Annotated in this window: 9 protein-coding genes; 7 read left to right on the top strand and 2 right to left on the bottom strand. The window is 58.5% G+C overall.

Annotated features, from left to right (window positions below):
- Positions 1 to 169 precede the first annotated feature (169 nt).
- The 7 genes from ychF to AC2FJC_RS15500 all read left to right on the top strand — a co-directional run bounded on the left by ychF (position 170) and on the right by AC2FJC_RS15500 (position 8744).
- Positions 170 to 1267: a redox-regulated ATPase YchF gene (gene ychF / locus AC2FJC_RS15470; RefSeq protein WP_108860977.1), complete on the top strand. Its 1098-nt coding sequence runs from the start codon at positions 170 to 172 to the stop codon at positions 1265 to 1267.
- A gap of 7 nt (positions 1268 to 1274) precedes the next feature.
- Positions 1275 to 1784, top strand: a complete 510-nt coding sequence (locus tag AC2FJC_RS15475; protein ID WP_496740174.1) for a GNAT family N-acetyltransferase — start codon at positions 1275 to 1277, stop codon at positions 1782 to 1784.
- A 69-nt stretch (positions 1785 to 1853) separates the two neighbouring features.
- Entirely contained in the window at positions 1854 to 2735 is an 882-nt protein-coding gene (locus AC2FJC_RS15480; protein ID WP_496740175.1) for a LysR family transcriptional regulator, read from the top strand.
- A gap of 85 nt (positions 2736 to 2820) precedes the next feature.
- On the top strand, positions 2821 to 4524 hold the full coding sequence (locus AC2FJC_RS15485; RefSeq protein ID WP_496740176.1) for an NAD(P)H-dependent oxidoreductase subunit E: 1704 nt from the start codon (positions 2821 to 2823) through the stop codon (positions 4522 to 4524).
- Positions 4525 to 4537: 13 nt separating this feature from the next.
- Positions 4538 to 7321 carry a formate dehydrogenase subunit alpha gene (gene fdhF, locus AC2FJC_RS15490; protein WP_496740177.1) on the top strand — a complete coding sequence of 928 codons (2784 nt, stop codon included), beginning with the start codon at positions 4538 to 4540 and terminating at the stop codon, positions 7319 to 7321.
- A 111-nt stretch (positions 7322 to 7432) separates the two neighbouring features.
- On the top strand, positions 7433 to 8239 hold the full coding sequence (locus AC2FJC_RS15495) for a cyclase family protein (protein ID WP_496740178.1): 807 nt from the start codon (positions 7433 to 7435) through the stop codon (positions 8237 to 8239).
- Positions 8223 to 8744 (top strand): thioesterase family protein, encoded by a 522-nt coding sequence (locus AC2FJC_RS15500; protein ID WP_496740179.1) that lies wholly within the window; start codon positions 8223 to 8225, stop codon positions 8742 to 8744. Before AC2FJC_RS15495 ends, AC2FJC_RS15500 begins: the two co-directional genes overlap by 17 nt.
- A gap of 12 nt (positions 8745 to 8756) precedes the next feature.
- On the opposite strand, the gene AC2FJC_RS15505 is transcribed toward AC2FJC_RS15500, so the two are convergent.
- Complete coding sequence (locus AC2FJC_RS15505) at positions 8757 to 12746, bottom strand: translocation/assembly module TamB domain-containing protein (protein WP_496740180.1); 3990 nt, start codon at positions 12744 to 12746, stop codon at positions 8757 to 8759.
- Positions 12747 to 12832: 86 nt separating this feature from the next.
- Positions 12833 to 14581, bottom strand: coding sequence for an autotransporter assembly complex protein TamA (locus AC2FJC_RS15510; RefSeq protein ID WP_496740181.1), 1749 nt, complete (start codon positions 14579 to 14581; stop codon positions 12833 to 12835).
- Between the last annotated feature and the right edge of the window lie 167 nt (positions 14582 to 14748).

The raw sequence follows: 14748 nt of genomic DNA on the forward strand, positions 1-14748 counted from the left end.
TTGCTAATTGGTGATTCTAGTGCTCTCATTTCAATGTGAGCAAGCGCACAAAGCCGTGACAATCAATTGTGTTGTCAAAACGCCCTTGCGTACCTAATGCGCCCGCTGGCTTGCGCATTGTGCCCGACCTGCATAGAAGCTGCGCTCGAATGCTATGCAGGAGGCCGTCATGGGCTTTAAAATGGGAATCGTGGGTCTGCCGAACGTGGGTAAGTCGACCCTCTTCAATGCGCTGACCAAAACCGCAGCTGCGCAGGCGGCGAATTTCCCGTTCTGCACAATCGAACCCAATGTGGGTGATGTTGCCGTGCCCGATGATCGGCTCGACAAGTTGGCGGCGATCGCAAGCTCGAAACAGATCATTCCCACGCGGATGACCTTTGTTGATATCGCTGGTCTGGTGAAGGGCGCCTCGAAGGGCGAGGGGCTGGGCAACCAGTTTCTGGCCAACATCCGCGAGACTGATGCGATTGCACATGTGCTGCGCTGTTTCGAAGATGGCGATGTGACCCACGTGGACGGCCGCGTCGATCCTGTGGCCGATGCTGATACCATCGAGACCGAACTGATGCTGGCCGATCTGGAAAGCATCGAAAAGCGCCGCGCCAATCTGGTGCGAAAGCTGAAAGGCAATGACAAAGAGGCGCAGCAGCAGGAACGTTTACTGGCTGAAGCGCAGGCGATGCTGGAAGACGGCAAACCCGCGCGTCTGGTCGAAGTCTCTGACGAAGACGCCAAGGCATGGACGATGCTGCAGCTGCTGACCACAAAACCGGTTCTCTATGTCTGCAACGTGTCCGAGGAAGAAGCCGCCGAGGGTAACGAATATTCCGCCCGCGTGGCTGAAATGGCCGCGGCTCAGGGCAATTCCCACGTCATCATCAGCGCCAAGATCGAAGAAGAGATTAGCCTGCTGGAAGAAGACGAGGCGCAGATGTTCCTGGAGGAAATGGGTCTGGAAGAGCCCGGTCTCGACCGACTGATCCGCGCGGGTTACGACCTGCTCAAGCTGGAAACGTATTTCACCGTCGGCCCGAAAGAGGCCCGCGCCTGGACCATCCGCACCGGCACCGCTGCGCCACAGGCCGCTGGTGTGATCCATGGCGATTTTGAAAAAGGTTTCATTCGCGCTGAGACGATCGCCTATGACGACTACATCGCCGCAAATGGCGAACAGGGCGCGAAAGAGGCGGGCAAGATGCGGGCCGAGGGTAAAGGTTACATCGTCAAGGATGGCGATGTGATGCACTTTTTGTTCAATACCTGAGTGCCGATTGACCCTGCGTGTAGCGGACCATTCAGATGCGTCAAGCATCGCTGCGATCTCGATTGAAGTCTGGATTGGCACCTATCTCAAACGTGGGGTTAGCGGTTTTTTCGCGGATTACGCGCTGACCGAGTTCACGCCAGCGCGTATCGGTGCCCTGATCAGCGATCCGGAAGAGTTCATTCTGGTGTCGAATAATTCACAGGGGATCGACGGGTTCATTCGCGTCTCTCCGGTCTGTGATGCCCCTATCGCGGGGTGGTCGGGTATGGAAATTTCGACGTTCTATGTTCAGCCGCGTCATCACGGCAAAGGGATCGGCACGCGCCTGCTTGCGGCAGCGCTGTCGCATTGCCGAGAGCAACGGACCGATTCCGTCTGGTTGACTACCAATGCAGAAAACGATCCGGCCATCGCCTTCTATCTGGCCAATGGGTTTGTACAGATTGGCGAGACCCAGTTCCGGATTGCAGACCAGGGCTATCTCAACAATGTCTATGCCTTGTCTTTGACCTGAACGCATCGCTTTCCCCCAACGTAAAAGCCGCTAATCTGGGTTTCTGGCCTCACCTTGGGATACCGAAACATGATCGAAATCCGCGACCTGCAATTGCTTAGCGCCTTGGCCCGGCATCGCCATTTTGCCAAAGCAGCCGAGGAATGCGGAATTTCTCAGCCAGCGTTTTCCATGCGTATTCGGAATCTCGAGGACCGGCTGGGTGTCTCAATCGTGCGCCGCGCCAACAGGTTTCAGGGTCTGACTGAAGAAGGTGAGATGATCGTCCAGCGCGCGCGGCGCATTCTGGATGAGACAAAGGCGCTGGAACAGCAGGTTCTGGCCTCAAAGGGTGAGATTACCGGGACACTCAAACTGGGCGTAATCCCAACCGCGATTGCCTTCACCGGACGGCTGATCAAGCGGCTGCATCGGGCGCATCCGCGCGTTGTCACACGGATCGAAACCATGTCGGCCTCGTCCATTCAACACCGGTTGGATGAGGGTAGTCTGGATGCGGGTATCACCTATGGCGACAGCATTGGCACCGACCTGCGGCAGGTTCAGCCATTGTACGAAGAGACTTACGTGCTGTTGATCCCGTCGCATATGACCGAAGAAACCGGGCCGATCCCGTGGACACAGGTCGCCGAGTTTCCACTCAGCCTGCTTGAGCCGCAGATGCAGAACCGTCGCATTCTGGACCGCATCTTCGCTGAGCAGGGACTCCATCCCCAAGTGGTGGCCGAAACCAGTGGCTTCACCGCCTCAATGGTCATGGCGCGCGAGGGTCTGGCGGCTACCGTAGTCCCTCGCGTTCTTGTTCGGGCGCTGGGCGATCTTAAGGGGACGCGTGTGCTGCCTCTGGTCGATCCTGTTGTAAGTAAACCGATTTGTCTGGCCACCTTAAGCCGAGACCCGGAATTGCCAACGGTCGGGGCTTTGCGTGCTGTGGTGACGTCTTTGCGGTGATAAGGTGTCGTTATCGTGCGATAGCGATAAGAGATTTGACGATATGCTATTCTGATGAGACACGGAGCCTTAATCGGAGGGCATCATGGCACCATTAGATACCAAGCCATCAGGCGCACCCAAGGGCGTCTGGAAGTCAGGTAAAGGCAAAGGGCGGCACACGCCCAAAGGCCGTCAGTTCACGGATGAGGCGCAGACCGAGATTGCGCGCCTGTTGGGCGACCGCCCGCGCCGCCGCGACCTGCTGATCGAGTTTCTGCATTTGATTCAGGATGAGCACGGCCATATCAGCGCTGATCACATCGCCGCGCTGGCGATTGAGATGCGGATCGGTCAGGCAGAGATCTATGAGACCGCGACGTTTTACGCCCATTTCGACGTGGTGAAAGAAGACGAGACGCCTCCGCCCGCGCTGACGATCCGTGTCTGTGATTCTCTGTCCTGCGAAATGGCCGGTGCCCAGCAGTTGCAGAAGGCGCTGGAAGATGGCTTGGACGCATCCGAAGTGCGTGTGGTGCGCGCGCCCTGCATGGGGCGTTGCGATACGGCCCCGGTGCTTGAGATTGGTCACAACCACATCGACCATGCGACCCCGGAAAAGGTGCAGGCCGCAATTGCCGCCGGTGATACTCACGCCCATCTGCCCGATTACGAAACCTTTGCCGCCTATGAGGCAAACGGCGGTTACGCCAAGCTGAAAGAACTGCGCGAGGGCGGCGATTGGGAGAAAGTACAAGAAGACGTTCTGTCCTCAGGCCTGCGCGGTCTGGGTGGTGCTGGCTTCCCGTCCGGCAAGAAGTGGGGCTTTGTTCGCATGAACGAAGGCACGCGTTATCTGGCCGTGAACGGGGACGAAGGCGAACCCGGCACGTTCAAGGATCGCTATTATCTGGAGCGCACGCCGCATGTCTTCCTTGAAGGTATGCTGATCGCCGCCTGGGCGGTCGAGGCCGAGACCTGCTTCATCTATATGCGCGACGAATACCCGGCGGTTTTGGAAATCCTGGCCCGCGAGATCGCCGCGCTGGAAGAGGCCGGAATCGTCGAAAAAGGTTACATCGACTTACGCCGGGGTGCCGGTGCATATATTTGCGGTGAAGAATCCGCGATGATCGAGTCGATCGAGGGTAAGAAGGGCCTGCCGCGCCACCGTCCTCCGTTTGTGGCGCAGGTTGGGGTCTTTAATCGTCCGACCTTGGTGCACAATGTCGAGACGCTGTATTGGGTCTCGAAGATCTGCCGCGAAGGGCCGCAGATTCTGAACTCTGTCGAAAAAAATGGTCGCAAGGGCCTGCGCAGCTATTCAATCTCGGGGCGGGTGGCCAAGCCGGGTGTTTACCTGCTGCCGGCGGGTTCGACCATTTTGGACGTGATTGAGGCCGCTGGCGGCATGATCGAAGGTCAGACCTTCAAGGCGTATCAGCCCGGCGGTCCGTCCTCGGGTCTGCTGCCTGCGTCGATGGACGATATCCCATTGGACTTTGACACGCTGCAGCCACATGGCACCTTTATTGGATCAGCCGCTGTGGTGGTTCTGTCCGATCAGGACACCGCACGCGATGCCGCGCTGAACATGCTGCGCTTCTTCGAAGATGAGAGCTGTGGCCAGTGCACGCCTTGCCGGGCGGGCTGCGAAAAGGCTGTGAAGCTGATGCAGGCTGACAAGTGGGATCAGGATCTTCTGGAAGATCTGTGCCAGGTCATGGGCGATGCCTCGATCTGCGGTCTGGGGCAGGCGGCCCCGAACCCGATCCGCCTAGTCATGAAACACTTCGCCGACGAAATCTGAGGGAGACATAGCCATGCTTGATGCAAGCCCAACCAAGACCGTCACCTTCAACCTGAACGGCGATGACGTCACCGTGCCCGAAGGGTGGACCATCTGGGAAGCCGCCAAGGGGCAGGGATTTACCATTCCGCACCTCTGCCACAAGCCGCAGCCGGGTTACAAACCGGACGGCAATTGCCGCGCCTGTATGGTCGAGGTGGAAGGCGAGCGCACTCTGGTCGCCTCGTGCATCCGTCCGGCTGCGGACGGAATGGTGGTAATAACCGATAGCGACAGGGCCGAGAAATCGCGCGCAATGGTCATGGAATTGCTGGTCGCCGACCAACCCGAAGAGGCGCACGATAAATCCAGCCACTTCTGGGATATGGCCAAGCTGAACGATGTCAGCGACAGCCGTTTCCCGGCGAAAGAGGCCGAGAAGATCCCTCTGCTGGATGACAGCCACGTTGCAATGCGCGTCAATCTGGACGCCTGCATCAACTGCAACCTTTGTGTCCGTGCTTGTCGCGACGTGCAGGTCAATGACGTGATCGGCATGGCCGGTCGCGGACACACCGCGCAGGTGGTGTTTGACCAGAACGACCCGATGGGGGATTCGACCTGTGTCGCCTGTGGTGAATGTGTTCAAGCCTGCCCGACCGGTGCGTTGATGCCAGCCACTGTGTTGGACGAAAAGCAGCAGGGCGACAGCAAAGACTACGATTCCGAGACCGAAAGCGTCTGCCCGTTCTGCGGCGTCGGCTGCAAAGTCTCGCTGAAGGTCAAGGACGGCAAGGTCAAGTATGTCGAGGGCATCAACGGCCCGGCCAACGAAGGCCGCTTATGCGTCAAAGGCCGCTTTGGTTTCGACTATATCCACCACCCACACCGCCTGACCAAACCGCTGATCCGGCGTGAGGATGCGCCTGCAAAAGGGTTGAATGTCGATCCGGGCAATCTGGGCACTCATTTCCGCGAGACGACTTGGGAAGAGGCAATGGATCTGGCGGCCACCAAGCTGAAGGCGCTGCGTGATGAAGATCCGCGCAACGTTGCTGGCTTTGGTTCGGCCAAATGCACCAACGAAGAAGCTTATCTTTTCCAGAAGTTCATTCGTCAGGGCTTCAAGCACAACAACGTCGACCACTGCACCCGTCTGTGCCATGCCTCGTCCGTGGCGGCGCTGATCGAGAACGTGGGCTCAGGCGCGGTGACGGCCACCTTTAACGAGGTCGAGAACTCGGATGTGGTTATCATCATCGGGGCCAACCCAATCGAAAACCACCCCGTGGCGGCAACCTACTTCAAGCAGTTCACCAAGCGCGGTGGCAAGCTGATCGTGATGGACCCGCGCGGCGTCGGTATGCGCAAGTTCGCAGACGAAATGCTGCAGTTCCGCCCCGGTGCCGATGTTTCGATGCTCAACGCGATCATGAACGTGATCGTCGAAGAGGAACTGTACGACAGCCAGTACATCCACCGCTGGACCGAGAACTGGGAAGCCGAAAAAGAGCATCTGCGCGCCTTCACGCCCGAGGCAATGGCGCCCATTTGTGGCATTGAGCCAGAACAGCTGCGCCGTGTCGCGCGTACCTTCGCGCAGGCTAAGGCTGGTCTGATCTTCTGGGGTATGGGCGTCAGTCAGCACATTCACGGCACCGATAACTCGCGATGCCTGATCTCGCTGGCATTGATGACCGGCAATGTTGGTAAACCCGGCGCGGGTCTGCACCCGCTGCGTGGCCAGAACAACGTGCAGGGCGCGTCTGACGCGGGTCTGATCCCGATGTTCCTGCCAGATTATCAGTCGGTTATGGATGACGGCATTCGGGCCAAATTCAACAACGTCTGGAACTCGGATGACTTCTCTAACGAGAAGGGCTTGACCGTCACCGAGATCATTGATCAGGCCTACGCGGGTAACATCAAGGGCATGTATATTCAGGGTGAAAACCCGGCTATGTCCGACCCTGATGTTGGTCACGCACGGGAAGCTTTGGCAAAGTTGGAGCTGATGATCGTGCAGGATATCTTCCTGACCGAAACGGCCAACTATGCCGACATCATCCTGCCTGCCTCGGCGTTGTATGAAAAGAACGGCACCGTGTCGAACACCAACCGTCAGGTTCAGCGTGTGCGTCCGGCTGTGGCACCTCCGGGTGAGGCGCGTGAGGACTGGAAAATCACCGTTGAGCTTGCGCAGCGCATCGGGCTGAACTGGGATTACACCGATGTAAGCCAGGTGTTTGATGAGATGAAGCTGACTATGGCGTCACTCGACAACATCACCTGGGAGCGGCTTGAGACCGAGACGATCACCTATCCGTCGCTCAGTGAAACCGATCCGGGACAGGCGATCGTGTTCGGTGATGGCTTCCCGCGGACAGACGGACGGGCCAAGTTCACCCCGGCCAGTGTCATCCCGCCGGATGAAGCGCCGGATGAGGAATACCCGATGATTGCAACAACCGGCCGTCAGCTGGAACACTGGCACACCGGGTCGATGACTCGCCGGTCCAACGTTCTGGATGCTGTGGAACCGGAAGCAAACTGTTCGATGAACCCGCGCCAGCTGAAGCTGATGGGGATCGAGCCGGGCGAAATGATCCGTCTCACCACCCGTCGTGGCTCGATCGAGATCATGGTTCGAGCCGACCGGGCGATCGCCGAAGATATGGTGTTCATCCCGTTCGCCTATGTCGAGGCGGCGGCGAACATTCTGACCAACTCGGCCATCGACCCTTACGGCAAGATCCCCGAGTTCAAGTTCTCGGCCATTCGCGTCGAAAAGATCGAAGACGCCATCGCGGCCGAGTGAATCCGTCACATACAGTCTTGGAAAGGCGGCCCATTGGGTCGCCTTTTTCTTTCCTTGACAGCAGCTTACCTGCGGCCAACCCTGTCACCGTTCTTGGTGGAGGAGTTTTACATGGCGCGCCGCTTCGTCGATCTGTCAGTTCCGTTGGAAACCGGCATCGTGTCGGATCCGCCGATCATGTTACCCGAAATCGAATATCTGGCCCATGACCAGACCGCCGAACAAGTCATGTCCTTTTTTCCGGGCCTGCAGAAAGATGACCTGCCCGGCGGTGAGGGCTGGGCCATCGAACGCCTTCAGATCGCCACGCACAATGGCACCCATCTGGACGCGCCTTACCATCACCATTCGACCATGAACAAAGGTGAGAGGGCGATCACCATCGACGAGGTGCCGCTGGAATGGTGCATGAACCCCGGCGTGAAACTGGATTTTCGCCATTTCGACGATGGTTATGTGGCGACCGCTGCCGATGTCGAAGCCGAGTTGAAACGGATTGGTCACGAATTGCAGCCGTTGGATATCGTGGTCGTGAATACCTCGGCTGGCACGCGTTATGGGCATCCGGACTATCTGGCCAAAGGATGCGGCATAGGGCGCGAGGCAACGCTGTATCTGACCAAACGCGGGGTGCGCGTGACAGGAACCGACGCCTGGAGTTGGGACGCACCGTTTCCAATGACCGCGCAGGAATATGCTGAAACGCAAGATGCATCGATTATTTGGGAAGGGCACCGGGCCTCGATGGAGGTTGGCTATTGTCACATGGAAAAACTGACGAACCTTGAAACCTTGCCGCCGACTGGGTTCGAGATTTCCTGTTTCCCGTTCAAGATCAAAGGGGCTTCAGCTGGATTCATCCGCGCTGTCGCTATTTTTGAAACGCAAGAAGGAGCACCTGATGCAACCGTCGCCTGAAACGCTGGCCGGTCATGACGGACCCTATGACGCCCCGCTTGTTTTCCGCGGGTTCAAGGCGCGCCCCGAGTGGATTGATTATAACGGTCACATGAACGTGGGCTATTACGGCGTCGCCTTCGACAATGCGCTGGAGCTGTTGATGGTGGATCATCTTGGGCTGGGTGAGGCGCAGGTAAATGCGATGGGGCAGGGACCTTACATTTTGCAATCCCACATGAATTTCCTGCGCGAAATACTTGAGGGTGAGGCCTTTAGCATCCGGTTTCGGATGCTGGACGCAGATCACAAACGCGGCCACTATTTCGCACAGATGGTGTCTGAAAAAGACGGTACTATCTGCGCCACTCAGGAAGCGTTGTTCATGAATGTCAGCCATACGACCGGCCGGTCGGTTCCCTATCCGGACTGGGCCGTCGCGCGTCTTCAGAGCATGGTGAGGGATCATGCGGCGATCGACCCGGCCCCAGAGGTCGGACACCCGATCGGCATCCGCAGAAAGTGAACTGAGGCCTGCTTAGTAGTCGCGCGAAAAAAAGACCCCAACACCAGTCTCACCCCGTCCATCTACAGTGCCTTTCACAGTGAAACTGTCGGTAACGTCCAGGTTCAGGTTCACCTCGGTGTCGCCTTCTGTGTTGACGGTGAAATCGGTGTAGAGGTTGTCGCTCAGATACGCTCCGGCGCCGAGCCGGCCCGCGCCACCGTCGGACACGCCGATGTCCACGGTGTCGACGCCCGTAGACTCGCGCAGGCCTTTGGTCGTGTCTCCGCCAGCGCCGCTGAGTTGCGCCAGCGAGGCCGCCATCTGAGCGATTACGAACGGTGACAACTCTGAGAAGCGATTACCGAACAGCAGCATGGCCAAAGCTTCCTCGGCCGGGCGCTCCGGGTCGGAAAAGACGTTGACCTCGGGCGAGTCCAGTGGTCCGGCGATCTCGATCGTTGCCGTACCATCAGAGGTGCTGGTCGAGGATTCGAACTCGATATAGGGCGTCAGGTCCCCCTGCAGCGTAACAATGCCTTTGGTCAGTGCCAGTCTGCGGCCAAGAATGTCAAAATTACCACGGATCAGCTCGATCTGACCGGATGGAATGACCGAGGTAGTGGTGCCGCCGATGTGGATTTTTCCTCCCAGCTCTGCGTTGACACCACGCCCGCGGACAAACACGGCCTTGGGCGCCAAAAGACTGACGTCCAGCGCGATACGTGAAGCGCTTTTGCCTGCGCCTTCTTTTTCGACCAGACCAGCGCGCTCACGGGTGACATAGCCCGCCTGACTTTCGTTTACGTGCACGATGTCCGGAATGGGTGCCGCCCCCACGGCACCTGATGCAGCCGCGAGGTTGATATTGGTTTCGCCAAACGTGATCTGTCCAGCGATCGAGCTGTTACCCGCCAGCGCCCCGGTCATAGCAATTTGTCCGTTCAGCGTGGTTTCATACAGCAACTGATCGGTCAGTACGAGGCTGTTAAGGGCAGTCGTGATATTGGCATTGAATGGTGGCGTAAGGTCTACTGGCCCACTGACGGTAAAATTGCCGCCTGCTCGTGGTCCGCCACTCAGGGAAATAGTGGCGCGGCTGTTTGCAAGTTGGACCGATCCGCTGATGCCTGTGATCGTTTGTCCCGCGCCGGGAATTGCCAGCGACGTACCGGAAGTGGTGATCGAACCGGACAGAGATTCCAGCGCGGGTTTACCCGACAATGTCAGGTCATAACGGGCGCTGCCTTCGATCTTGTTGGGCGTGATAAAGATGTTGGCGATGCCAAGATTGACGCCGCCGACTGCCTTCATGTCGGCTTCACCGGTGCTTTCGTCAAACGTTCCCGAGACGTTGCTTTTGATATCTGCGGGTCCGTCGGCCGTTGCGTCGATAGTCCAAACACCCTTGTTGCGCTTGGCGCTGCCATTGGCGGCTACGGTACCGGGAAATTCAGGCAAAAAACGCTCGATCCGGTTGAACTTGGCGTCAAAATCCAGATCCGCCGACCCATCGCTGTCCACCGTCCCGGCAAGCTTGGCGTATGAGCTGTCGGGGCCATTCAGGTTGACCGTGCCTTCCACGCCCTTGGATGTCGGGGCAACGTTTCCATCCAACGTCAGAGGACCGGACATCGTGTTCAACACCCGCGCCAGATCGTCCAATTTGACCGAGAAATCCAGCCCGCCCGCTTGACGGTCCAGCTTACCCGAAGCTGTCGCGGTTATGGCCGTTCCGTTCAGGCGGAACGTTTGAATGCTAAGGCCATCTTCCCCATTCTGGGCATCTATGGACAAGGTCGTCTGGCCCTGGATCAGCTTGTCCACGGCCTCGATGCCGGTTTGGATGTCGTTGGCATCAAGGTTGCCCTGAACATCGAATGCCCGGGTGGATACTGTGCCATTGCCCTGCACGTTCGCCGCGATCGAACCGGCGAGATCACGCCCGACCAACCCGGAAAACAGGGACAGGTTCGGCACATTCAACTGCGCTTGGCCATCTACCGACAGATCTCCGGCGGGGTCGTTTACGGTCGCCTGAACCTGTGCGCTAAGAGCGCGGCCATTCACCGAGGCGCTGCGGATGTCGATACTGTCTGCGGTTCTGGCACCGTCCCATTCGATCTCGGTTCTGCCGGTCAGCAGAGGGTCGATATCGGCCATACCAGTCTTGATGTTCTGACCTGTCACGCTGGCCGTGCCGTCAAATTCCAGCGTTTGTACCGTGCCTGTACCGTTCACGGTCGCCTGTAGGGAACCGCCAAGGTCGCGTTTTGCCAAGCCAGAGAAGACCGACAAATCCGATGCGTTGACGCGCGCTTGCCCTTCAATTGTCAGGTTGCCATCCGGGGTGGTCACAACACCGCTGGCCACGGCTTTGGCGGCCTCACTGTCCAGATCGAATTCACGGATAGTTATGCCGTCCGTGCCGCGGCTGGCGTCCAGCGTGATTGTGGTCTCGCCGGCAATCACGGGGTCGATATCATCACGGCCAGTAGACAAGTCGCGGCCCTGAACCATGACTTTGCCGTCAAAGCTGCGTTCCAGCGGTGAACCTTTTCCGGTCACGCTGGCCGAGACCTGCCCACCAAGATCCAGCTTGGCGAGTTCCGAAAAGCGCGACAGGTCGGTCGCGTCCAGCTTGGCCGTTCCGTCGACCGTCAAGCCGCTGGTCAAACCGGCAATCAGCGCGTCCAGTGCCAGAGTGTAGTCAGAGCCCACAAGCTCGAACCCCGACAGGTTCAGTGACTGGTCGCTGCTATAGTCGAACTGGCCATCAAGTGTGATGCGATCGCCCAAGGCCGTGGTCAGCGCGTCATCGGCCATATCTATCCCGCCGACCGCGATTTGTACGTCACCATCGACAGTCAGAACCTCGCCCTGATCCAGAGTGCCCTGCGCAGTGATCCGGGCATCACCCAGCTTTGCCTGCGGAGACGCGAATTCGTTAGCCGTCAGGCTCAGATCCCAAAGGTTGCCGTTCTGGCGGTCAAACAGCGCCGAAATCTGTGCCGCCTTGAGCGATGTGTCGCCTCCTGCCACCGGCAGTACGACGGCCTCCCCATCTGGCGGGGTGATGCGCCCTTGCAGCGCGGCCAGTTGCAAAGTGCTGCCTTCGCCCAGCTGCAACTCACCCTTCAGGTCCAGCGCCTGCGTGGTGAGCTCCAGATCCGAGATATCCAAAGCGCCTTCGGGCTTGGTCTGGCCATTCACAAAAAGCCGCGATTTTGGGCCAAAGAAGGGATCGACATCCGGTCCCAGGAAAGGGGTCAGATCGCCATTCAGATCCGCGGTGAACGCGATGCCGTCGGCTGCTCCGCCCTCGGCCGCCTGGAGTTGAACCTGTCCGGTGACGCGCATCTGATTGTCGCTGCTCAGCCCGATATCAGCGGTAAAGTCCGTCAGAGGACCCGCGCCCTTGGCTGTCAGGCCGATCGGCGGGCTGTCGGGGATTTTCAACGCGGTTGAAATCAGACCACCAGAGGCTTCGTTCACCTGTAAATCCAGATTGATCTCACTTGTTGAGTTCTGGAACCCGGCCGCCAGCTTGATCTCATCCCCTGCGCGGTCCAGTCGGATCACGTCCAGATTGGTGTCCAGCGCCCCATCTGCCAGCGACAGGTTGCCTGTCACGCTCAGATCAGCAGCGACACCGATCAGCGGCTCACCAAGAGACAGCTCATCCACCCGGATTTCACCGATTTCGACGGAAACTGGCAGTTCGGGCAGTTGAAACGGTTGCGTTTCCGCCGAAGCGGGCGGTTCTTCCTTGGTCGTTGTTCCCGGTGCGCGGGCAATATCGATTTCCTGCGCGGTCAGAGAGTTGACCGAAAACCGGCCGCGGATCAGTGCCAGACGGTTCCAGTCAAGTTCGGCGTCCTTTATGGTCAGCCAAACACCTTCATCATCGGCAACTGTGATCTCTTCAATCGTCGCGCGCGCGCTCAACGCGCCTTGCAGGCCCTTTACGGTCACGTTTTGGTCGTCGCCAGAGAGCGTATCCTGCAGGAAGTTCTCCAGCATGCTGCCGCCTCCCTCCTGCGCGGCAAGTGGCAGAGGGGCAGACAGCATCAGCCCCGAAAACAATAACGGATATGCGCGACGTCCAATCAAAATGCCTGTCCGATCCCGATATAAAACTGCAAGCCGTCGCCGGTGTCACCCTGCACTGGAACGGCCAGATCCAGCCGCAACGGACCAAATCCGCCCAGATCATACCGAACCCCAAGCCCGGCACCTGCGTGATATTCTGCACCGCTGCCGATGAATGAGGATGTGTCCACCGTACCGTAGTCATAAAACCCGACCAGAGATATGGCTTCGGTGACTTTGCCGCGCACCTCTGCGGAAAGACCAAGGAAAGATTTGCCGCCTGCGATCCCGGTGCCGACTGGGATGCCAAGACTCTCGTAGGGTTGGCCCCGAACCGTTCCGGCACCGCCCGAGAAAAACAGGAAGTCTGGTGTTACACCGTCCGGCGACGGCCCAAGCACTGATCCAAGCTGTACGCGACCGGCCAAAACCAGCCGTCCACCGGTTCCGAGGCTGGTATAGCCGCGCCCGTCAAAAAACATGCGTATGCCGCTTTCGGTTTCGGACAGACCAGCAAAGGGCGTGATCTGCGCGTCCAGATAAAAGCCGCGCGTTGCGCTGACCTTACTGTCGCGCTCGTCCCATTCCGAACGCAACGGAAGGATGAAATATCGGAACCTGCGGTCATCGCCATAGGCGTCGTCCGCGCTGGACCACTGAAACCCGGCTGAGGCTTCGGCATATAGACGATCAGAGAACGTGCGCCGGGCACCGTAGGCCAGCGACGCAACGGTGACATTGTAGTTTTCTGTGTTGCGCCGTTCCAGAAGCGCGTTCCAGAAAGTGTTGTCATCGGGACCAAGTCGGTCGGGCTGATCCAGACGCAAGCCGATCCGGCCGTCGATATCCTCGGCACCGCCGATATTACGGACTGCCGCCTCGAACCGCAGGCGTTCGGCACGCCGGAATACGTTGCGATGCGTCCAGGTCGCGGTCACGTCTACCCCGTCGCGCGACGCGATCTCGGCGCCAAAGGTCAGTCGGCGCTTGGGTAAATCTTCAAACGTCGCGTCGAAATCCAATGTGCCGTCCGGGTTCGGAGTGTCCCTCTCTTCAATCGAAACAACGTTGAAGGTCCCGGTCCGCCGCAACCGAGTGCCGACCTTCTGGATTTTCTCGGGCGAATATACTTCGCCTGCCGGAAACCCGGCGATCTTTTCTATTGACCGGTGGCGCACATCGGTGTCGCCCTTGATGATCATTTTGCCAAATCTCAGGCGCGGGCCGGGGGTAAGGTCGATCTCGGCATCCAGCTTGGCCTCGGCATGGCGGGCAATGACTTTCTGGCCTTCGACTTCGGCCTTGGCATGACCCGCGTTGCGCCAACCCTGCACACCCGCGGACGCGGCTTGTTGGATCGCGCCGGTGGTCGCGAGTTTGCCGACCGCAAACTCCTCGGGCAGAACTGTTTCGGGCGTTATCGGTTGTACGATGGCTTCGCCAAAGGTGAACTTGGGGCCGGTGTTGACCGTGATTACCGCGCGATTGATCTGCGTCGGTACGCTGAGCGAGCTGATCTCAGCTGCTTCTTTTCCGTCCAGTTTGATGCTTACGACTGGGCTGAAATACCCTTCGTCATAAAGAATTTGGACGAGAGTGCGATAATCCGAAAGCGCCGCCGACAAGATCTCAAGCGGCGTGTCCAGCCCGCGAGATTCGGCCGTCGTAACTGAGGAGGTTTCCTCCATCCGCTCGACAAGCTCTTTTGAAGCACCCGGAGCTGTTAAGGTGGTTTCCAGCGCGGCCAATGCGGTCGGCAGGGTCATTGCAATCGCGCCGAGAAGGCATCTCTTCAAAAAGGCGCGCGGCCTGCTCCCCGGCATCTGATAGCTCCAACTGCCCCAACTCGAAATCACATTTGCCGTTTTTTGCAAAGCAACGGCTGATTACATTCATGTTAGAGCATCAGAGTCCTTGCAGGAAAAGACTAAAT

The sequence above is a fragment of the Ruegeria sp. CDSB117 genome (assembly GCF_059611005.1).

Coding starts and splice junctions, on each gene's coding strand:
- fdhF (WP_496740177.1), top strand. CDS start 4,538: ATGCTTGATGCAAGCCCAACCAAGACCGTCACCTTCAACCTGAACGGC.
- AC2FJC_RS15485 (WP_496740176.1), top strand. CDS start 2,821: ATGGCACCATTAGATACCAAGCCATCAGGCGCACCCAAGGGCGTCTGG.
- ychF (WP_108860977.1), top strand. CDS start 170: ATGGGCTTTAAAATGGGAATCGTGGGTCTGCCGAACGTGGGTAAGTCG.
- AC2FJC_RS15505 (WP_496740180.1), bottom strand. CDS start 12,746: ATGCTGGAGAACTTCCTGCAGGATACGCTCTCTGGCGACGACCAAAAC.
- AC2FJC_RS15500 (WP_496740179.1), top strand. CDS start 8,223: ATGCAACCGTCGCCTGAAACGCTGGCCGGTCATGACGGACCCTATGAC.
- AC2FJC_RS15510 (WP_496740181.1), bottom strand. CDS start 14,581: ATGACCCTGCCGACCGCATTGGCCGCGCTGGAAACCACCTTAACAGCT.
- AC2FJC_RS15480 (WP_496740175.1), top strand. CDS start 1,854: ATGATCGAAATCCGCGACCTGCAATTGCTTAGCGCCTTGGCCCGGCAT.
- AC2FJC_RS15495 (WP_496740178.1), top strand. CDS start 7,433: ATGGCGCGCCGCTTCGTCGATCTGTCAGTTCCGTTGGAAACCGGCATC.